Raw genomic sequence first — 20,629 nt, 5'->3', positions numbered from 1 at the left:
GTGGGTGGCGGCTGGCACAGTTGAGGGGTGACGTTTTCCTGGGTGCTGGGCCGCGACGAGGTGACCGCTGTTTCGCAGCGCGACGCCTCCTCTGGCGTGCCCACGGCGTGGCCCAGTTGGCTGCCGGTCAAGGCCGCAGAACAGATCGCCGCAGCGGGCATCGACGCACCCTGGCGGCACCAGGTGGAATTCGCGGACGCCCTGTTCCACGGCGAGCACAGCATCGTGTGCACGCCCACCGGCTCCGGCAAGTCGCTCGGCTACCTCATGCCCATCATCACCGGCGCCGTGCACGGCAAGGTGGGCGCCAGCGTGGATTCGATGCGTGCCCGGCTCACCGGCCCTCGGCACACCGCGCTGTACATCTCGCCCACCAAAGCGCTGGCGCACGACCAGGCCCGGGCGGCGGCGGCACTCGGGCCCCAGACCTGGCGCATCACCCCGCTCGACGGTGACTCGGACGAGGCCGAGCGGCGCTTCGCCAGAGACCACGCCAGCTTCATCCTGACCAATCCGGACATGCTGCACTTCTCCATGCTGCCCAACCACCAGCGGTGGTCGAGGTTCCTGGGCTCGCTGCGCTACATCGTCGTCGACGAGGCCCATCGCTATCAGGGCATCTTCGGGGCGCACGTGGCGCAAGTGCTGCGCAGGTTGCGGCGGATCGCGGCGCAGTACGGGGCAGACCCCGTCGTCGCGCTGTCGTCGGCCACGGCGCCCAACGCCGGGGAGTTCGCGGAGACCCTCATCGGGTCCGGCCCGGTGAAGGTGGTCGACGAGGACTCGTCGCCGTCGGGCCGGCGCACGGTGGCGCTGTGGCGGCCGGAGAAGTCGCTGCGCGACGACACCGCCCGCCTGTTGGCGGGGCTGACGGACGAGGGCAGGCAGGTGATCGCGTTCGTGCCCTCCCGCCAGGGTGCCGAACTGGTCTCCCTGGCTGCGCAGGAGGTGGCGCGCGAGCCCACCAGGGTCGCCTCCTACCGCGGCGGCTACCTTGCCTACGACCGGCGCGAACTCGAGGCAGCCCTGCACAGCGGCGAGCTGCGGGGGTTGGCCTCCACCAATGCGCTGGAACTCGGCGTCGACGTCGCCGGGATGGATGCGGTGCTGGTGTCCGGCTATCCGGGCAAACTCGCGTCTTTCTGGCAGCAGGCGGGCCGCGCGGGGCGCCGCGGCCAGGACGCCCTCGTGGTGCTCCTCGCCCGGGAGAACCCGCTGGACGTCTACCTCCTCGAGCATCCGGAACTGATCTTCGACGCGCCCGTCGAGCGGGCGGTGCTGCACCCCGAGAACCCCCGGGTGCTCGGGCCCCACCTCGCCGCAGCCGCCCAGGAACTGCCGCTGTCAGCAGACGACGAGCGGTGGTTCGGCCCCACCACCTCCATGGTGGCTGACGCGCTGGCGCAGCAGGGGGTGCTGCGCAACCGCGCCGGCCGCTACTTCTGGACGAGGCCGGACCGGGCTGTGGACTTCATCGACCTGCGCGCCATCGGGGAGCGCCCCGTCGACATCATCGAGCGCGACACGGGCCGGGTGGTCGGCGTGGTGGACATGGCGGCCGCAGACCGCACCGTCCACCCCGGGGCGGTGTACCTCCACCAAGGCGAAACGTTCCTCGTCGATGAACTGGACCGCGAGGAGCACCAGGCGTTCGTCGTCCAGGGCAGGCCGAGGTACTACACGCAACCGCAGTCGTCGTTCGACATCGAGATCCTCCGCGAGATGGACCGCAAGCGGCTGGGCGTCACTGAGGTCTGCCGCGGTGACGTGCTGCTGGATTCCCAGGTGCTCGCCTACCTCCGGCGCGACGAGGTGACCCATGAGGTGTGGGACACCACCGCCCTGGAGATGCCGCGGCACCGGATGACCACGCAGGCGGTGTGGTGGACGGTCCCGGCGCACCTCGCCGGCCGCCTGGGCTGGGCTGAACTCCAGATGGGCGCAGCCGCCCACGCCATGGAGCACACCGCCATCGGGCTCCTGCCGGCGTTCGCACCGTGCGACCGGTGGGACATCGGTGGCGTCAGCACCGCCCTGCACCCGGACACCGGCCTCTGCACGATCTTCGTGCACGACGGAATGACGGGTGGCTCCGGCTTCGCGTACCGGGGCTACGAGGTCATCGGGGAGTGGCTGGCAGCCACCTTCGAGCGCCTCACCCGGTGCGGCTGCGCCGAGGGCTGCCCTGCCTGCGTGGTGTCGCCCAAGTGTGGCAACGCCAACCAGGTGCTGAACAAGCCGGATGCGGCCGAGCTGCTCGGGCTGCTGCTCGACGCGGAGTCTAGGGCGATCACCCGTTGTCCACAGCCCGCGGTGTTGTCCGCCTGACTAATCCACACACGCGGGTTCACGCGGTGATTCAGGGTGCCCTTTTCCGATCAATGGGGGTGAGACCGGCCGAAAGGCGGCCGACCTCGGGAAAGGAACCTCCATGTCCAACCTCGTGCTCCACCCCCAGCGCAGGGCACAGCTGCGCCGCCTCACTGAGCGGGGCCTCACCACCGTCGAGTACGCCATCGGCCTGCTCGCCGCCGCCACCGTCGCCATCCTCTTGGTCCGGGTCTTCTCCGACAACGCGTTCTTCCAGGTGCTCTTCGACTGGGTCACCGGCGTCTTCGGCAAGGTGCTGCAGGGCGACTTCAACATCTCCGATCTGCTCAAGGTCGGAGGGTGATCCGAGGAGGGAGGACCCGGCGGGGTGAACAGGGGATGGTCGCCGTCGAGCTCTGCGTCGGGTTGCTGCTCGCCGTGGTCCTCACCGTTGGCCTGGTCGGGGCCTCCCTCCTCGGAGTGGCCCAGGCAACGGCCGCCGAGGCCAGCGCCCAGCTGGCCCGGCAGGCCGCCCGGGGTGACGACGAAGCCTTCGCCGAAGCCAGGGCCCGGGCGCCGAAAGGCGCACGCATAGAGGTGGTCAGGGAGCACCTCGGGGTCCAGGCCAGCGTGACGCTGCCGGTGCCCGTTCTGAGGCTGGGCGTCGTCGACGTCTCGGCCCGGGCCTGGGCCGCCTACGAACCGGGGATCGGGCCGTGAGCCGCCACACCGAGCGCGGTTCGGCAGGGGTGCTGCTGACGATGGGGATGAGCCTGGCGCTCCTGGCGTCGTTCACCGTGGCTGGGGTCCTGATCGCGTGGTTCTCGGCGGCCAGGCACGCCGAACAGGCGGCCGAGCTCGCCGCCCTCGCAGCGGTGTCGGCGTCGGTCCAGGGCGCTGACCCCTGCTCCGCGGCGGGCGAGGCCGCGGTCCGCAACGGGGTCTCGGTCGCGGAGTGCGCCGTGCGGGGCGGCGGCCGGCACGTCGTCGTCGAGATCGCGGTCCGTGCCCCCTTGGAGCCGGCCCTGCCCGGTGCGCCACGGACCTTTCTGCGCAGCGCCACCGCGGGAACGTGACCGCCTCCAGCACCGCCTCCGGCGTGCCAATAGGCTGACGGCATGACTTATGTTGCAGCGGAAGACCGTTATGACTCCATGCCGTACCGGCGGCTCGGCACCTCCGGCCTGAAACTGCCCGCGATCTCGCTGGGCCTGTGGCACAACTTCGGAGACGACAAGCCGCTCCAGACGCAGCGCGACATCCTGAGGCGCGCCTTCGACCGCGGCGTGACGCACTTCGACCTCGCGAACAACTACGGCCCGCCCTACGGCTCCTCGGAGACGAACTTCGGCCGCCACTTCGCCGAGGACTTCAAGCGGTACCGCGGTGAACTGGTCATCTCCTCGAAGGCCGGCTGGGACATGTGGCCCGGCCCCTACGGCTTCGGCGGCTCGCGCAAGTACCTCGTCGCGTCCTGCGACGACTCGCTGGTGCGCATGGGTCTCGATTACGTCGACATCTTCTACCACCACCGCCCTGACCCGGACACCCCCGTCGAGGAGACGATGCAGGCCCTGGACTTCATCGTCCGCTCCGGCCGCGCCCTGTACGCCGGGATCTCTTCCTACTCGGCGGAGTTGACGGCCAAGGCCCAGCAGATCGCGCGCGAGCTCGGCACGCCGCTGGTCATCCATCAGCCGTCGTACTCCATCCTCAACCGCTGGGTTGAGGACGGCGAGCCCAGCCTCCTGCAGTCCGCGGCCGCCAACGGCATGGGCGTCATCGCCTTCTCGCCGCTGGCGCAGGGGATGCTCACCGACCGTTACCTCGACGGCATCCCGGCTGATTCCCGCGCGGCCGCGGGGAAGTCGCTCGACGAGGGGCTGCTGAACGAGAAGAACCTCGAACACCTCCGCGCGCTGAATGGGATCGCCGAGGGCCGCGGGCAGTCGTTGGCCCAGATGGCCATCGCCTGGGTGCTCCGCGACCAGGGCGAAGCGTCCGTCACCTCCGCGCTGCTGGGCGCTTCGTCGGTGCGCCAGCTCGACGCGAATCTCGACGCCCTCACCAACCTGGCCTTCACCGAGGACGAGCTCTCGGCGATCGACGAGCACTCCGGAGTGGGAGGCATCAACCTCTGGCAGGGAGCCACCGACTCCGTGTGACGGAACAAGGCAGCGCTCGTCTTCGCCCAGTGCAGAAGCGCCCGCGGCAGGGATCCGTCCCCGTCGCGGGCGCTCCAGTTCAGGCCTACGGCACCTGCGGGATGTCCACCGGCTGGTTGAACTCGGAGTACTCCGTGATGACCGTCGCCTCCATGATCGTCATTTCCTGCTTCACCAGGCGCAGTTGGTCATCGAGCCACCAGGTGGTGGGGATCCCTTCCGTCCCGGGCGCCGCGGAGGGCACCAGCGCCCCCAGATCCAGCACCACTGTGAACTTCCGCTCGCCCTTGTCCACGAGTTCGATGGATTCGACGAGGCCACGGAGGGTCTCGGCATCGAGGGTGGGCTTGGTCCCCTCAGCCGTGTCGGGGATCTGCTGCTCCTGCCAGGCCCCGCCGTCGGTCCGCGTATAGGCGGTGGTGCCCTCGGTGACCGACTCCACCTTCTTCCCGGCGGCCTCGAGCACCGTGTAGGTGCGGGGATTGGTCGGGTCCGTGCTGTCGACGTACGTGACGGTTTCGGAGCCTGGGACCGACGTCGAGGTGGTCATCTTCATCGTCGTGATCGACTCCTGCACCGGGCGGTACAGGTCGAGGAAGGCCTCCGTGTCCACGGGGCCTTCGTCCCAGGGGAGCTCGCCGGACGCCTCTTCGGGGGGCGACTCCTCCTCGCTCGGCTCGGCAGCGGGCGAATCCTCCTGCGTCGGCGTCGCCTCGGCGGAGGTCTCGACCGCAGCGCTCTTCGAGCCGCCTGCTCCGGTCTCCTGGGCCGTTGCGGTGGAGCTGGCCGGGGCCTGCGTCTGGGGGGTCTCCGCGGTTCCGCTGCAGGCGCTGACCCCCAATGCTGCCGCCGCGATGGCGGCGATCACTACGTTCCTTTTCAGTGCCATGCGCCCATGGTCGCAACCGGGAGGGTCAGGCCGACAGGCCTCGTCGATGGCGATTCGTCCGACGCCGCCCTGCCTAAGATGTCGCCATGGCCATCGACACCGCCGCGCTCCGCGACCAGCTCACCGCCGCCCGCTACACCTCAGATGCGGTGGTCGACCGGATCGGTGAGGATGGCCAGGCGGGGCTGGGGCGCAACTGCACCGTGCCGGCCGACGTGGCGCTCCGCGCCGCCGCAGACCCGCAGGCCGCGCTGATCAGGCTCTTCATCCTCCAACAGGCGGTGCCGCGCGAGGCGGTGGCCGTTGCGGTCGATGTGGACGCCCTGCTGGAGGAGGGTTTCGTGCGGGCGGACGGGGATTCGGTCCGCGCCGTCGTGGACATCCGCCCCTACGGCTCGCCCGACGACGGAGCGTCCGGATGGGTGGTGGCGGACCCCACCCCGGGCCTCGACCACGGGATGTCGCCCATCCGCCCTGACTACGTGCTGGGAGTGTCGCCCGCGTCCACCACGCTCGCACAGCTGACCATGCGCACGCCTGTGGACACCGCGTTGGACCTCGGCACCGGCTGTGGGGTGCAGTCGCTGCATCTCAGCCGGCACGCCGGCCGGGTGGTCGCCACGGACGTCAACGAGCGCGCCCTTGAACTGGCGAGGGTGACCGCCGGGCTGGGCGGTGTCGAGGTGGACTACCGCAACGGATCCCTCTACGAGCCGGTGGCGGGGGAGCGGTTCGACCTCATCGTGTCGAACCCGCCCTTCGTCATGAGTCCGCCCACCGACGAGGCCGACACCCTCACCTACCGGGAGGCGAACTTCGAGGGCGACTCCCTCGTCGAGACCCTGATCCGCGGTGCCGCGGACCACCTCACCCCCGGGGGGTCGCTGCAACTGCTGACCAACTGGGCCGTGACGGACCAGCCGTGGGAGGAGCGGCTCGGCGCCTGGATCCCGGACTCCTGTGACGCCTGGATCATCGAGCGGGAGCGCCTGGACGTGTTCTCCTACATCGAGATGTGGCTCACCGACGCCGGGCTGGCGGGTACGGACCGGTGGAGGGCGGCCTACGACGAGTGGCTGGCCTACTTCGAGCGCCTGGGCGTGCGCAGCATCGGGATGGGATGGGTGCTCGTCACCAGGGCGGAGCGGGCCGAGCCCCACTGCCGTTTTGAGAGCTGGCCGCACGCTGTCGCCCAGCCGGTGGGAGACGTCTTCGCCCGGCATCTTGCCGCCGTGGATGCGTTCCAGCTACCGACCGCGGAGCTGTTGGGCGCCCGGCCCCGGCTCGTCGACGTCGAGCAGGAGACCATCGGCCGGCCCGGCGCGGAGGATCCGGAGCACGTGGTGTTCCGCCAGCGGGTGGGGCTCCTGCGTGCCATCAAGGCCGACACCGCCCTGGCCGCCGCCCTCGGCGCGCTCGACGGCGAGTTGACCGTTGGCCAGGTGGTGGCCGCCGTCGCGCAGGTCCTCGACCTCGACGCTGCGGAGCTGGCCGCCGCGCTGCTTCCAGAGATCCGTCAGGCCCTCCTCGACCAGATGCTGATCCTCGCCGGCGACGGTTCCCACGCGATATAGGTTGCATCGCTGACTAGATAGATATACGATCTAGTCATGGTACCTGCAACTCCCTGGCCGTCGAGTTGGCTCAAGGGCTTCCTCGAAGTGGCCGTTCTTGCGATCATCGCCGAGGGCGAGACCTATGGCTACGAGATCACCAGCCGCCTGAACGACGCCGGCTTCGGCACCGTCAAGGGCGGCACCCTCTATCCCATCCTCGGCCGCCTCGAAGAGGCCGGGTTCGTCGACACCGACTGGCGCGCCGGTGATTCCGGCCCCGGCCGCAAGTACTACCGGCTCACCGCCGACGGCGCGGCGGACCTCCGCAACCGCGCGGACACCTGGCGTGCCTTCTCCCATAACCTCTCCGCCCTCCTGAAGGAGCACTCATGAACGCCACCGACTACATCGACGACCTCGCTCTCGAACTGCGCCTCCTCGACGTGCCCGGCGACCGGATCGGGGAGGTCCTGGCCGAAGTGGAGTCCCACGTCGCCGAGACGGGGGAGGATCCCGTCGAGGCCTTCGGCCCCGTCAAGGCGTATGCGGCCGAACGGGCGAGCGCCACCGGGGTCGCCGTCGCGGATCAATCCGCTCCCTTCCTGATGCGCCTCTTCCGGGGACAGGTCCTGTTCGCCCTCGCCGGTTTCGGGTACACCGCGGTGGCCGGCTGGTTCCTCGTCAGCGGCGTCCTGGCGCTCTTCTCCGACGGGACGGAGCTGCCGTTCGGCATGCCCGTCTGGGCGTCGCTGACGCTGGGCGTGGTCCTGCTGGCGGCCTGGGGTGGCTGGTTCCTGCGACTCTCCAAAAAGGAGCGCATCATCGACCCGCGCACCGGTGCCGAAGTGCAGTGGGACGCCAAGGGCCGACGTCGCCGCGGCTAGGGGTTCGAGTGCCCGAAGCGGGCAAGCTTGACAGCTCAGGCTATTGTTCCTCACGAGTTTCCCCGTTGTTAAAGGACAGATCTGCATGTCAAGCAAGCGTCTCGTGATTGTCGAGTCGCCGACCAAGGCGACCAAGATCGCCGGTTACCTCGGCGGCGACTACATCGTGGAGTCGAGCCGTGGTCACGTGCGCGATCTCCCCACGAAGGCCGCCGAGGTGCCCGCCAAGTACAAGGGCGAGGCCTGGGCGCGCACCGGGGTCAACGTCGACGACGACTTCCACGCCATCTACGTCGTCTCGCCGGACAAGAAGGCGACCATCCGGGACCTGAAGGCCAAGCTCAAGGACGTCGACGAACTCTTCCTGGCAACGGATGGTGATCGCGAGGGCGAGGCCATCGCGTGGCACCTCATGGAGGAGCTCAAGCCCAAGGTGCCGGTCAAGCGGATGGTGTTCCACGAGATCACCAAGTCCGCCATCGAGGAGGCCGTCCGCAACCCCCGCGAGATCGATGTCGACCTCGTGGACGCGCAGGAAACCCGCCGCATCCTCGACCGCCTGTACGGCTACGAGGTGTCGCCGGTGCTGTGGAAGAAGGTCATGCCGAAGCTGTCGGCCGGACGCGTGCAGTCGGTCGCCACCCGCCTCATCGTCAACCGCGAACGCGAGCGCATCGCGTTCGTCCCCGCGTCCTACTGGGACCTCGACCTCACGCTCGACGGCGGCCCGGACACGGACCCCCGCAACTTCCCCGCCCGCCTCGTCGAGGTGGGTGGCGCGAAGGTGGCGCAGGGCCGCGACTTCAACGCCGACGGCGAACTCACCGCCGGCAACGCGCTGGTGCTCGACGAGGCCTCGGCCAAGGCGCTGGCTGGGGCGCTGTCCGACGGTGACCTCCGCGTCGCCTCCGTCGAGGCCAAGCCCTACACCCGCCGCCCCTACGAGCCCTTCCGCACCACCACGCTGCAGCAGGAGGCCGGCCGCAAGCTGGGCTTCTCGTCGCAGCGCGCTATGTCGGTGGCGCAGGAACTCTACGAAAAGGGCTTCATCACCTACATGCGAACCGATTCGGTGTCGCTCTCGGGTGAGGCCATCACCGCCGCCCGCAAGGCGGTGCGCGCGCTGTTCGGCGAGCGGTTCCTCCCCGACAAGCCCCGCGTCTACGCCTCGAAGGTCAAGAATGCGCAGGAGGCGCACGAGGCGATCCGTCCCGCCGGTGATTCGTTCCGCCACCCGGACGACACCGGTCTCTCGGGCGACGCCTACCGCCTCTACCAGTTGGTCTGGCGGCGCACCCTGGCCTCGCAGATGGCCGACGCACGCGGCGAGTCCGTCTCGATCAGGATCGACGCCACCATCGGCGCCACCACGGTCGCCGACGCCGAGACCACCTCGGCCGGCATCGTCGCCTCGGGCCGCACCATCACCTTCCCCGGCTTCCTCAAGGCCTACGTGCAGGGCGTCGACGATGAGTCGACTTCCGACGACGCGCAGTCGCGCCTCCCGGTGCTCACCGAGGGGCAGGAGCTGGCCGTCGCCAAGGCCGAGCCCGCGGGCCACGAGACCCGCCCCCCGTCGCGCTACACCGAGCCGTCGCTGGTGGCCAAGCTGGAGGAACTGGAGATCGGCCGCCCGTCGACCTACGCCTCCATCATCCGCACCATCACCGCGCGTGACTACGTCTTCAAGAAGGGCTCGGCCCTGGTGCCGACGTGGTTGGCGTTCGCCGTCACCCGGCTGCTCGAGGAACACTTCACCGAACTGGTGGACTACGCCTTCACCGCCGAGCTGGAGGACCAGCTCGACGAGATCGCCTCCGGCAAGGCGCAGCGACTCCAGGTGCTCACGGATTTCTACCGCGGCGCCGAAGGCGACACCCATCACGGCCTCGAATCCCTCGTGAGCGAGCTCGGCGACATCGACGCCCGCGCCCTGTCCACCTTCCCGCTGAAGGATTCCGGCATCGACGTACGGGTCGGCCGCTACGGCACCTACGTGGAGGCCTCTGACGGCCGCCGCGCCAACGTGCCGGAGGAGCTGGCGCCGGACGAGCTCACCGTCGCCGTCGCCGAGGAGCTGCTCACCCAGCCACTCGACGAGGAGCGCGAGCTCGGCGTCGACGAGGCGTCCGGCCTCATGATCGTGGCGAAGAACGGCCGCTTCGGCCCGTACGTCACCGAGGTGCTGCCCGAGGACGCCCCGAAGTCCAAGAAGCCGCGCACCGGCTCGCTGTTCAAGTCGATGTCGCTGGACTCGCTCGACCTGCCCACCGCCCTCAAGCTCCTCAGCCTGCCCCGCACCGTCGGCAAGGACGAGGAGGGCAACGAGATCACCGCCCAGAACGGACGCTACGGCCCGTACCTGAAGCGCGGCACGGATTCGCGGTCGCTGACCACCGAGGACCAGATCTTCGAGATCACGCTCGAGGAGGCGCTGGCCATCTATGCCCAGCCGAAGACGCGCGGACGCGCCGCCGCGGCCGCCCCGCTGGCGGAGCTCGGCGCAGACCCGGTCTCCGGCAAGCCTGTGGTGCTGAAGTCCGGCCGGTTCGGGCCCTACGTCACCGACGGCGAGACCAACGCCACCCTGCGCCGTGACGACGCGCCCGAGGCCATCACCCCGGAACGCGCCTTCGAACTGATCGCTGAGAAGCGGGCCAAGGGCCCGTCGACCCGTCCTGCGCGCAAGACGACCACGCGCAAGACGACCACCCGCAAGGCAGCCCCCAAGAAGTAGTTAGGCTGACAGCCATGGCGAAGAAGGGCACGCCCAAGGGCGCGATCCGGTTCGAGGTCCCGTTCACCTCGGAACCACCACAATTCACCTCCACCGCGGTCGGGTTGGAGCGCCTCGTGCGCAGGCCCTCGGCGAGTTTCGTTATGGACAGCACCATCATCGACGCGCCGGACGGTCGCCTGCTGAGGGCCGGCGTCGTCGTCGCCCACCGCGTGGTGGCCGGGGCCGGCCAGTGGTACCTCGCCGCCCCCGCGTGGGAACCGCACCTGCCCAGCGAGCAGGCGGAGCCCGTGTCCGGCAGCGGCGACCTCCCGGAACGGTTCGCCCGCCTCGTGAAGCCGTTCGTGCGCGGCGCGACGCTCGGGCCCATCGCGGCCATGACGTGCGAGCGCGACGAGTGGTTCCTCCGCGACGCGGACAACGCGACCGCCGCCATCGTCCGCGACGACAAGGTCCAGGTGCGCCGCGACGGTGTGCTCAGCTCCGAATACCGCGAGGTCACGTTCACGCCCAGCGAGGCCCTGACCGGTCAGCAGCGCGAGTTCCTGCTCAGCGCCGCCCAGGCCGGGGGGTCCACGCTGGTGACGGACTTCCCCCACCTCCAGCAGCGGCTGGGCGCCCCCGCCACCGGCCTCACCGGGTTCCCCAAGCCCCGCGAACTGTGGCGCGACGCGTCCCTCGAGGAGTTCGTCGCCGCGCTCTTCGCCGGGCACCTGGGCCACATCGTGCGGGCAGACCTCGACAGACGCACCGGCGACCCCGACGAGGTGGGCGCGCTGAACCACCGGTTGTGGGAGTTCGGACGTGACCTCCGGGGCCTCGCGACCGTGCTCGAACCCGCTTGGCGGGAGAGCGTCGAGAGCGGGCTCACCGGCCTGCCCTTCGCCTCGGCCAGGGACATCGAGCAGCCCACGTTGCACGCGATCGACGCGCTGGTCACCGGGGCCCGGGCGCCCAGGCTGGGCGACCTGTCGCATCAGCCGGCCGCGAAACTGCTGTTCGAGCGTGCCGAGCAGGCCACGTTCATCCTGGCCGACCGTTGCCGCAGCCTCACGCCCGCGTCGCCGGACGAGGCCTGGCAGGCGGCCCTGCGGGCGGCCGAGCAGCTGGAGGTGGCCGCCAACGTGCTGGCCCCGATGATGCCCAAGATGATGGGCAAGATGCTGCGTTCGCTCGACGAGGTGCTTGACGAACTGCGGAGGGCGTCCAAGGGCCTCCGCAGCGGAACCCCCGAACTCGACGGGCTGTCGCCGTCTCAGGCCTACCAGTTGGGCCTCGACTACGAGCGGACCCGGGGCGGGGCGGCGCTGCGTCGACGCGACTTCATCCAGCGCTGGCCCGAGCGGGTGGCCGAGGCGCGGAAGCTGCTGGCGAAGGCCAAGAAGAAGCAGGCGAAGCAGTTGAAGAAGCCCACCTCATGAGCGGACTGTTCATCGTGTTCGAGGGCGGCGACCGGGTGGGCAAGTCCACGCAGGTTCGGCGCCTGCAGTCGTGGTTGATGACCCGGGGCCTGCCGCACGTCGTGACGCGCGAACCGGGGGGCACCGAACTCGGCGCCACCCTGCGCCGACTGGTGCTGGACCCCGCATCCGGCGACGTCGACCACCGCGCTGAGGCGCTGATCTACGCGGCCGACAAGGCCCAGCACGTGCACGAGGTGATCCGCCCGGCGCTGGAGCGCGGCGAGGTGGTGGTCTGCGACCGCTACGTGGACTCGATGATCGCGTACCAGGGTGCGGGCCGGGACCTCGCGCTGGGCGAGGTCGCCGATATCGCCTGGTGGGCCGTGGGCGGTCTACGGCCGGACCTCACGATCCTCCTCGACGCCGATCCCGACGACGCGGTGTCGATCAAGCAGGACAAGGACCGCCTCGAGAGCGCGGGCCTGGAGTTCCATCGCAGGGTGCGCCGGCACCTCCTCGCGCTGGCCGCCGAGCGGCCCGAGGAGTACTTCGTGATGAAGGCGTTGGAGGGCAGGGACCTCATGGCCGCCAAGATCGCGGGCCGCGTCGAGTCGCTCCTCGCCGGCTGAGACCTTTCCCGGCCGCGCATGCGGCTGACAGCGAGATATTCCGCGTTCCGCGTGCAGCGAAACCGGGGGATTCGATGTTAACAAGCGCCGATGTAGCTGCTTGACTCTCCGCATGTTCGACTCCGCCGCCGAGAGCGCACCGACGTCTCCCACGCCTGTCGTCCTGATGCGCATCACCAGCGCCATGTGTCTGGGCTAGCCGCTCCCGCACGCCCACACCACCCCAGACACAACAAAGGCACCTCATGCTCAACTTCGTCCTGCTCGCCCTCGTCGGCCTGGCCGCCCAACTCGTCGACGGCTCCCTCGGTATGGCCTACGGGGTCACGTCGACCACGCTCCTGCTGGCCATCGGCACCAACCCGGCCATGGCCTCGGCCACCGTCCACCTCGCCGAGATCGGCACCACCCTCGCCTCAGGCATCTCGCACCACCGCTTCGGCAACGTCGACTGGCAGGTGGTGCTGCGCATCGGTGTCCCGGGCGCCATCGGCGCGTTCGCGGGTGCGACGTTCCTCTCCCGGCTCTCGACGGAGGCCGCAGCGCCGCTGATGGCCATCATCCTGCTGGTGCTCGGCGCCTACGTCCTGGTGCGCTTCACGTTCTTCGGGATCTCCACCCGCAAGCTCGGCCAGCGGCTGCCGACGAAGTTCCTCGCGCCGCTGGGCCTGTTCGCAGGGTTCGTCGACGCGACCGGCGGCGGTGGCTGGGGTCCCGTCGGGACCCCGGCGCTGCTGGCGTCGGGGCACATGGAGCCGCGCAAGGTGATCGGCACCATCGACGCCTCGGAGTTCCTGATCGCGATCGCCGCCTCGGTCGGATTCTTCCTCGGCCTGGGCGGCGGCGCGATCGTGCCGTGGATGGCGGGGGCGCTGCTCCTCGGAGGGCTGATCGCCGCGCCGATCGCCGCCTGGCTCGTCCGGCACCTGCCGCCCCGCGTGCTGGGCGCGGCGGCCGGCGCGACCATCGTGCTGGTCAACGCCCGCTCGCTCGTCCGAAGCTTCGGTGTGCCGGAGGGCCTACATTTGCCGGCCTACCTCCTGGTGTTCGCGTTGGGTGCGGCCGCCGTCGGCTGGTCGTTGCGGGCGCACCTGCGGGCCCGGCGCGTCGAGCAGTCCCGCGTGGCCGATGAGGTCGCTGAGGGTGATGCTGTCACCGCCTGATGGCAGGATGAACCCCATGGGTGATGTGTTCTCTGAGCTGATCGGGCAGGAGCGGGCGGTGGCCACGCTGCGCCGCGCCGTCGACGGGCACCGGCACGCCATGACGCACGCCTGGCTGTTCGTCGGTCCTCCCGGGTCCGGTCGGTCCAACGCGGCAAAGGCCTTCGCCGCCGCCCTGCAGTGCCCGCGGGGTGGCTGCGGTGAGTGTCAGGAGTGCCGCACCACGCTCTCGGGCGCCCACCCGGATGTCACGCTGTTGCGCACGGAGCAGTTGTCCATCGGTGTCGACGAGGTGCGGGCGCTCGTGGGCCGCGCCAACATGGCTCCGGTCAAGCGGCGCCACCAGATCGTCGTGGTGGAGGACGCAGACAGGGTCACCGAGCGCGGCGCGGATGCGTTGCTCAAGGGCCTGGAGGAACCGGCTCCCCGCACGGTGTTCCTGCTGTGCGCGCCCAACCCGGACGACGTGATCGTGACCATCCGCTCCCGCTGCCGCACCATCAAGCTGGCCACCCCCAGCGACGAGGCGGTCACCCGGCTCCTGGTGGAGCGCGACGGCATTTCGCCGGCGCTCGCCGCCCACGCCGCCCGCGCGGCCCAGGGCCACGTCGGCCGGGCGCGCATGCTGGCGCGCTCAGAGACCGCCCGCATCCGTCGTCATGAGATCCTCACGCTGCCCGGCAAGCTCACCTCCGTCTCGGCCTGCCTGACGGCCGCGGAGAACCTCGTGGCCGCCGCGAAGGAGGAGGCTGAGCAGACCACCACGGAACTCGACGCCAAGGAGATGGCGGCGCTGCAGGAGGCCCTCGGCATCGGGGGGCGGGGGAGCGCCAAGCCGCGCAACGCCCAGGCCGCCATCCGGGAACTGGAGGACCAGCAGAAGATGCGGGGCAAGCGTCTGCAGCGCGACTCGTTCGACCGGGTGTTGACGGAACTGACCGGCTACTACCGCGACGTGCTGGCCGCCCAGACCGCGCCGGGGGTGCCGCTGGTCAACGCGGACCTGGCAGACGAGATCGAGCCCGTCGCACGTCGCTCCACGCCCGAACAGACGGTGCATGCCTTGGACGCCATCCTGCAGGCGCGCACCGCGCTGGAGGGCAACGTCGCCCCGCTGCTCGCGCTGGAGTCGCTCCTGATCAGCTTGTCGCTCGCGCGCCGGAGTTGAGCCGGACGGGCGTGTCACCCCGGGCAGGGGCTCCAGTCGGTGCCAAGATGAAAAGCAAGACTGCCCAGGGATAGGAACAGCCGATGTCCAACAATGATTGGGTCCAGGAAGGCACGCCGCACGACAGTGCGGAGTGGACGGAAGAGGCCGACGACTACGGTGTGCCCGTCGAGCCCACCGAGTGGGACGACTATTCGTCGGAGCAGGCCATGCCGGCGCCCAATCCTCCCGCGCAGCCGGAGACACCAGAGCAGCCGGTGCTTCCGGAAACGCCGCAGGACGGGGCGAGCGACGAGTCGGTCGCGGAGCGCTCCAGCCTGCCCACCGCCCCGGATCCGGACGACGCGGTAGCCGGTGAGGACCAGCCTGTGTCCACCGTCGAACTGGGGGAGACGCCCGAGGAGATCACCGGCGCCGCCGCCCAGGACGACGACGTGCCGGGCACCGCCACGGTGTTCGAGGACGACCGCCCGGTCGACACCGCCGACGAAGACCTCACGCGTGAGGTGTCGGAGTGGATCGACGATGAGCGCCTCGGCGACACCGGCGCCACCATCGTCGACGACAACGAACTGCCCGAGGCGCAGACCGGCACCGAGACCCACGACGACGAGTACCTGGACGACGAGCGCCCCGGCGACACCGGCGCCACCAGGGTCGACGACGACGAGCCCACCACCGTCCGTGGCCCGGAGGAGTCGAGCTTCGGCCGCCCCTCGGGCGACGCTGACGCCACGACGTCGCTGGCCGCCGTCGCGGCTGCCACGGGCGGCGCCGCGGGTGCGAGCGCCGGTGGCCTCGCCGCGCCCGGGATGGCGGGCCTGTACCGCACGGACGCCGACGAGACCCAGGTGCTCGACACGACAGCGGAGCGCCGCAGCCTCGCGGACGAGGCCGCGGAGGAAGAAGCCCGCGCCGCAGCACTGCGCGCCGAGAAGGAGGAGCGCGACCGCCGCCTCGGCATGGTGCAGACCTCCCAGGCGAACGCGGAGCGCGAAATGCGTCCCCGCCGCAGGGGCGTCGGCGGCTTCGGCAGCTTCGGCCTGTTCGTGCTGCGCCTCATCACGGCCGGCGTCCTCGGCATCCTGGCGTACCAGGTGCTGTACAGCATCGACGACACCGCGGACTTTCTCGCCGGCCAGCCCCTGATTCCCGAGCCCCGTCTGGTGGCCTGGATCGTCGGGTTCACCCTCGCGGCGATGGCCGTGATGCTCGTGATCGGGCTGGGCGTGCGGGTCGTGGGCGTCCTCCTGACGGCGCTCGCCGTCGCCACCCTCGTACTGGTCCGGTGGGGCAGCTTCAGCCCGTTCGTCGAGGGCATGGAAGGGTTCCTCGGCGACAAGGACCTGCTGCTAGCGGGCATCGGCGTGCTGTTCCTGTCGCTCGGCGGCGGCCGGTTCGGCATCGACGGCGCCATCCACCGCAGCCGTGAGGATGCACGCGAGGCGCGCAGGAGCTGACGCACTGACCGCCTGACACTGTCAGCGTCCCCGCGAGGTCCTCCTCGCGGGGACGCCCCCGTTCCGGCGGATTGAGCCGTTGGTTAGGCTATGCGCATGACACGGGTGATGGCGGTGGCGTTCGAGCGCCACGGCCAACTGCATTACCTGGACCCAGGAGAGCGCGACTACACGGTCGGCGACTGGGTCCGGTACCCCACTGCCGACGGTGTGGAGGTGGCCCAGTGCGTGTGGGCACCTGAAGACGTGGAGTTCGCCGACGGTGACCTCCCGCGCTGCGCAGGCCCGGCGTCGAAAGCGGACATGGAGCGCGACGAGCGCAACCGACTGCTCCGCGCCAACGCGAACACGGTGGCCCGTGAGTTGATCGCCAAGCGGCGGCTGCCGATGAAGGTGGTCGGCATCGACTTCCTCGACCGTTCGGCCGAGTATGACCGCGTCGTCGCGATCTACTACACCGCCCCGCACCGGGTGGATTTCCGCCAACTGCTGGGCGACCTCGCCCGGGCGCTGGACGCCCGGATAGATCTGCGGCAGATCGGCTCACGCGACGCCGCCAGGGTGTTGGGCGGCATCGGCCAGTGCGGCCGCGACCTCTGCTGCGCCACCTTCCTGGAGGACTTCGAGCCGGTCTCGATGCGGCTGGCGAAGCTGCAGGGGCTGCCGGCGAACCCGCTGCAGATCTCCGGCGCGTGCGGGCGGCTGCTGTGCTGTTTGAAGTATGAGCATCCGCTGTACGTGGATTTCCTGCGGAAGGCCCCGTCGATCGGCGACCAGGTGACCACGGACGACGGAGCAGGCGGCGTCGTGGTGGGACACGACGTGCCGTCCAACGCCGTGACGGTGCGTCGGCCCACGGGCGAGGTCGTGCGCTGTCCGCTGGAGTCGGTATGTTCGACGGCGCGGGCGCGTAGGGAACGCGTGGCGGGAAAGGTTGTTGATGAGTAGGTCGGTCAAGGTCGCCCAGATGATCCTGGCGATGATCGCGCTGGCCCTCGTCGGTGCCCTGTTCCTCGGCGGCATGGTCGGCGGCCGCAGCCGCGACACGCCCGCCTCACCCACCAGGCCAGGCACCGTGACGCCGTCGCCGGTGCCCTCCGGTTCCCGGATGCCGGGAGTTCCGGAGAAGGCCATCTCCGAGCAGCCCACGATGCCCCCGGTGGACAACGCGAACGCGGATCGGCAACTCGACTACCAGGCCGAGGGCCAGCCCAGCGTCGACTTCCTGGACGGGCTGGGCGGCTACGGCGAGTACGCCACCCAGACGGTCGAGTGGGAGGAATGCGGCGAGGGCGGCCGCGCCCAGTGCGCCACCGTGCTGGCCCCCCTCGACTGGGAGGACCCCGAAGGCGACGCGATCGAACTCGCGATGACGAGGGTGCCCGGCGGGGACTCCTCGCGTGGCCCGCTGTTCGTCAACCCGGGCGGGCCGGGGTTCGGTGGCCAGGACATGGCGATCGGGCTGGCCGGCCGCTGGCAGAACTTCGACACCTACGGCTGGGATCCGCGCGGCACCGGCGGGTCGACGCACGTGGTGTGCGGCACGTTCAAGGAGACCGAGCAGATGGTGCTGCTCGACGGCAGCCCCGATGACACCGCGGAGGACAAGGCGCTGCGCCAGGGCTCCATCGACTTCGCGCAGCAGTGCCGCGACGGTTCCGGGAAGTTGCTCGACCACCTCACCACCATCGACGTGGTGCGCGACCTCGACCTGCTCCGCCACCTCTCCGGCGCGCCCAAGCTGAACTACCTGGGCGTGTCCTACGGCACCTACGTGGGAGCCATGTACGCCCAGTTGTTCCCGGACACCACCGGTCGGCTGGTGCTCGACGCCGCCGTCGAGATCACGGATCGCGAACCCACGCCCCAGGTGGCCGGGTTCGAACTTGCCCTGAACAACTTCATCGACTGGTGCGCCGGCTCAGACCTCTGTGATCTGGGCGACGACGCCGGCGCCATCCGGGCCGACATCGAGAGCATGTTGACCCGTCTGGACCAGAGGCCCCTGGAGGTCAACGGGAGGCAGTTGACGCAGACGCTGGCGGCGCTGGGCATCGCGGTGCTGCTGTACGAGGACGACCAGGCCTACCGCTCCCTGGCGCAGTACATCGGAGAGGCCATCGCCGGCGATGGCGAGTCGCTGCTCATGTTGGCGGACCTGTACAACGGCCGCGCGCCGGACAGCTACGGCACCCCGCTGTACGCCTTCCCCGCGATGGGCTGCGTCGACGGGGTGGATGAGGGCGCCGCCGCAGTGCTCCCCGCGTGGAAGGAGACCTTCTCCGTCGCGCCGGTGATGGCGCCGAACATGGGCACGTCGTACGCCTGCGAGTTCTGGACGGCGGGCTCGGCTCCGCAACTGGAGATCACCGGCCCGGGCGCGCCCCCCATTCTCGTGGTGGGCACGACGGGCGACTCGGCCACGCCGTATGAACAGGCCGTGTCCATGGCCGAGCAACTGGAGTCGGGCGCGCTGCTCACGCTCGAGGGTGCCGGTCACGGTGCGGTCACCGGCGACAACACCTGCATCCGCGATGCGGTCAACGAGTTCCTGTACGACGGGGTGGTCCCGGACGAGGGGACGCGCTGCTCCTAGCCGGTTGGCACAAGGTGCCCGTGGTTCTGTATAGTTCCGTCTTGCTGCCGCCCTAGCTCAGTCGGTAGAGCGACGCTCTCGTAAAGCGTAGGTCACGGGTTCGATTCCCGTGGGCGGCTCCAACCAGGCCCCCGGTCCCCGACCGGGGGCCTGAGCCTTTGTGGCGCGACGCGTCGGTGGGGGTGAGCGAAGTCCCATGGCCGACCCAGGAGGATCGGGCCACCGGTCGCCTTGTAGTCTGGTGTCTGCGTTTCGGGAACGAGCCCGAGACGTCCGGTAGAGGAGGAAACTCGTGTTCGACTGCGCCATCATCGGGGCTGGCCTTGCAGGGCTGGTGGCCGCACAGCATCTTGTGGATCGAGGGCTGAGTGTCACCGTGCTCGAGGCTCGCAACCGCGTCGGCGGGCGCGTGGAGAACAAGACCCTCCCCGATGGGAGCTACGTCGAACTGGGTGGCCAGTGGATCGGCCCCGGATTCGACTCGCTCCTCGAGATCATCGACGACCTCGGCCTCGAGGTCATCGGGCTGCCCGCCGAGGGCAATCTCATCATCCGTCTCCGCGGGCAGGCGCTGGCCGTGCCGTCGTCGGAGGACGAACCGGCCCTCACTCCGTTCGAGGTCTCAGACCTGGGGCAGGGCCTGCTGCGCCTGCGCCGCCTCGCCGAGCGTTTCCGTTCCGACAACGCCTGGCGCAAGGCCAACGACGCCTGGCTGAACCAGGCCCTCCGTCGCTGGATCACCACCAACCTGCGCACGCAGGGAGCGCAGCGTCGCTTCTCGGAGGTCTACTCCGCCGCGTTCGGCCCCATGCCGAAGGACTGCACGCTGCTGGAGGGCCTCATCCAGGTCAACTCCGGCCCGGACCTCGAAACCATGCTCGCCAGCAACGGTGGCCTCCACCAGCGTCGCGTCCAGGGCGGCATGGCGACGGTGGCTGAGGCCCTCGCCGCCAGGCTCGGTGACGTCGTCCGGCTGGGCGCCGAAGTGGTGAAGGTGGAGCACGGCCCCCTCTCCGCCACCCTCCACCTCGCCGACGGTGAGGTCATCGAGGCCAAGCAGGTCATCTCCACCCTGCCTCCCCGTCTCGCGATGTCGCTCGAGCATGAGCCGCCGCTGCCGGCGTGGCGCGGCGAAGCGGCCGACAAGGTCGCTCCGGGCAACGTGATCAAGGCCTTCCTGATCTACGACACCCCCTTCTGGCGCGAACGCGGCCTCAGCGGGCAGTCCTCCGCCGATGAGGGCGCCGTCCGCGTCACCTTCGACACGACGGCCGTGGGCGCCTCCAAGGGGCATCTCATGGGCTTCTTCGAGGGCGCAGACGCGGATTCGCTGTCGCGTCGTTCCATCACCCTGCGTGAGCGCGCCTTCACGGAGTCCGTGGTGCGCAGCTTTGGGCAGGAGGCGGCAGAGCCGCTCACCTACATCGAGCGCGACTGGGCCACAGAGAAGTTCACCGGCGGTTGCCACGGTGCCCACTTCTCGCCCGGCGTCTGGACCACCAACGGGCCGGTGCTGGCAGAACCCGACGGCGTGCTGCACTGGGCGGGCGCGGAGTACTCCACCCGCTTCAACGGCTACATGGAGGGTGCGGTGCGCAGCGGCCGCGAGGTCGCCGCTGTGGTGGCACGCAACCTGGCCTGACTGTCCCCGCCACCGGGAATACTGGTG

The 20,629-nt window shown here is 70.1% G+C and carries 18 protein-coding genes and 1 tRNA gene; 18 read left to right on the top strand and 1 reads right to left on the bottom strand.

Annotated features, from left to right (window positions below):
• Positions 1 to 27 precede the first annotated feature (27 nt).
• The 5 genes from J7D54_RS11660 (at position 28) to mgrA (ending at position 4,475) form a co-directional block, all read left to right on the top strand.
• The gene (locus J7D54_RS11660) at positions 28 to 2,328 is read left to right on the top strand and encodes a DEAD/DEAH box helicase (protein ID WP_182764035.1); all 2,301 of its coding nucleotides are present in this window, start codon (positions 28 to 30) and stop codon (positions 2,326 to 2,328) included.
• A gap of 103 nt (positions 2,329 to 2,431) precedes the next feature.
• Positions 2,432 to 2,674, top strand: a complete 243-nt coding sequence (locus tag J7D54_RS11655) for a DUF4244 domain-containing protein (protein WP_182764034.1) — start codon at positions 2,432 to 2,434, stop codon at positions 2,672 to 2,674.
• A 35-nt stretch (positions 2,675 to 2,709) separates the two neighbouring features.
• Entirely contained in the window at positions 2,710 to 3,030 is a 321-nt protein-coding gene (locus J7D54_RS11650; protein WP_182764033.1) for a TadE family type IV pilus minor pilin, read from the top strand.
• Complete coding sequence (locus J7D54_RS11645; RefSeq protein ID WP_182764032.1) at positions 3,027 to 3,386, top strand: Rv3654c family TadE-like protein; 360 nt, start codon at positions 3,027 to 3,029, stop codon at positions 3,384 to 3,386. Before J7D54_RS11650 ends, J7D54_RS11645 begins: the two co-directional genes overlap by 4 nt.
• Before the next feature lie 42 nt (positions 3,387 to 3,428).
• Complete coding sequence (gene mgrA, locus J7D54_RS11640; protein WP_182764031.1) at positions 3,429 to 4,475, top strand: L-glyceraldehyde 3-phosphate reductase; 1,047 nt, start codon at positions 3,429 to 3,431, stop codon at positions 4,473 to 4,475.
• Positions 4,476 to 4,560: 85 nt separating this feature from the next.
• Here the strand turns inward: mgrA and J7D54_RS11635 are convergent, their stop codons facing one another.
• Positions 4,561 to 5,364: a hypothetical protein gene (locus tag J7D54_RS11635; RefSeq protein WP_182764030.1), complete on the bottom strand. Its 804-nt coding sequence runs from the start codon at positions 5,362 to 5,364 to the stop codon at positions 4,561 to 4,563.
• An 86-nt stretch (positions 5,365 to 5,450) separates the two neighbouring features.
• On the opposite strand from J7D54_RS11635, the gene J7D54_RS11630 reads away from it, so the two are divergent.
• The 13 genes from J7D54_RS11630 to J7D54_RS11570 all read left to right on the top strand — a co-directional run bounded on the left by J7D54_RS11630 (position 5,451) and on the right by J7D54_RS11570 (position 20,602).
• Positions 5,451 to 6,938, top strand: coding sequence for a methyltransferase (locus J7D54_RS11630; protein WP_182764029.1), 1,488 nt, complete (start codon positions 5,451 to 5,453; stop codon positions 6,936 to 6,938).
• 36 nt (positions 6,939 to 6,974) lie between these two features.
• Entirely contained in the window at positions 6,975 to 7,313 is a 339-nt protein-coding gene (locus J7D54_RS11625) for a PadR family transcriptional regulator (protein ID WP_076063020.1), read from the top strand.
• A complete protein-coding gene (locus J7D54_RS11620) occupies positions 7,310 to 7,804 on the top strand; it encodes a hypothetical protein (RefSeq protein WP_182764028.1) in 495 nt (164 codons plus the stop codon). Before J7D54_RS11625 ends, J7D54_RS11620 begins: the two co-directional genes overlap by 4 nt.
• A gap of 85 nt (positions 7,805 to 7,889) precedes the next feature.
• Positions 7,890 to 10,541, top strand: a complete 2,652-nt coding sequence (gene topA / locus J7D54_RS11615) for a type I DNA topoisomerase (RefSeq protein ID WP_182764027.1) — start codon at positions 7,890 to 7,892, stop codon at positions 10,539 to 10,541.
• 14 nt (positions 10,542 to 10,555) lie between these two features.
• On the top strand, positions 10,556 to 11,962 hold the full coding sequence (locus tag J7D54_RS11610; protein WP_182764026.1) for a hypothetical protein: 1,407 nt from the start codon (positions 10,556 to 10,558) through the stop codon (positions 11,960 to 11,962).
• Positions 11,959 to 12,573, top strand: coding sequence for a dTMP kinase (tmk, locus tag J7D54_RS11605; RefSeq protein ID WP_182764025.1), 615 nt, complete (start codon positions 11,959 to 11,961; stop codon positions 12,571 to 12,573). The genes J7D54_RS11610 and tmk overlap by 4 nt, the downstream gene beginning before the upstream one ends.
• A 245-nt stretch (positions 12,574 to 12,818) precedes the next feature.
• On the top strand, positions 12,819 to 13,736 hold the full coding sequence (locus tag J7D54_RS11600) for a sulfite exporter TauE/SafE family protein (RefSeq protein WP_182764024.1): 918 nt from the start codon (positions 12,819 to 12,821) through the stop codon (positions 13,734 to 13,736).
• A gap of 16 nt (positions 13,737 to 13,752) precedes the next feature.
• A complete protein-coding gene (locus J7D54_RS11595) occupies positions 13,753 to 14,904 on the top strand; it encodes a DNA polymerase III subunit delta' (protein ID WP_370585855.1) in 1,152 nt (383 codons plus the stop codon).
• Between the two features lie 83 nt (positions 14,905 to 14,987).
• Positions 14,988 to 16,364 carry a DoxX family protein gene (locus J7D54_RS11590; RefSeq protein ID WP_182764023.1) on the top strand — a complete coding sequence of 459 codons (1,377 nt, stop codon included), beginning with the start codon at positions 14,988 to 14,990 and terminating at the stop codon, positions 16,362 to 16,364.
• A gap of 96 nt (positions 16,365 to 16,460) precedes the next feature.
• Positions 16,461 to 17,312, top strand: a complete 852-nt coding sequence (locus J7D54_RS11585) for a regulatory iron-sulfur-containing complex subunit RicT (RefSeq protein ID WP_182764022.1) — start codon at positions 16,461 to 16,463, stop codon at positions 17,310 to 17,312.
• Positions 17,305 to 18,960 (top strand): alpha/beta hydrolase, encoded by a 1,656-nt coding sequence (locus J7D54_RS11580; protein ID WP_182764021.1) that lies wholly within the window; start codon positions 17,305 to 17,307, stop codon positions 18,958 to 18,960. The genes J7D54_RS11585 and J7D54_RS11580 overlap by 8 nt, the downstream gene beginning before the upstream one ends.
• 46 nt (positions 18,961 to 19,006) lie before the next feature.
• Positions 19,007 to 19,082, top strand: a tRNA-Thr gene (locus tag J7D54_RS11575).
• A 170-nt stretch (positions 19,083 to 19,252) separates the two neighbouring features.
• The gene (locus tag J7D54_RS11570; RefSeq protein ID WP_182764020.1) at positions 19,253 to 20,602 is read left to right on the top strand and encodes an FAD-dependent oxidoreductase; all 1,350 of its coding nucleotides are present in this window, start codon (positions 19,253 to 19,255) and stop codon (positions 20,600 to 20,602) included.
• Positions 20,603 to 20,629 lie beyond the last annotated feature (27 nt).

Source organism: Tessaracoccus sp. MC1865, assembly GCF_017815535.1.
Classification (GTDB): Bacteria; Actinomycetota; Actinomycetes; order Propionibacteriales; family Propionibacteriaceae; genus Arachnia.
Note: the sequence above shows the minus strand (reverse complement) of the source record. Positions and strands in the feature narration are given on the sequence as shown.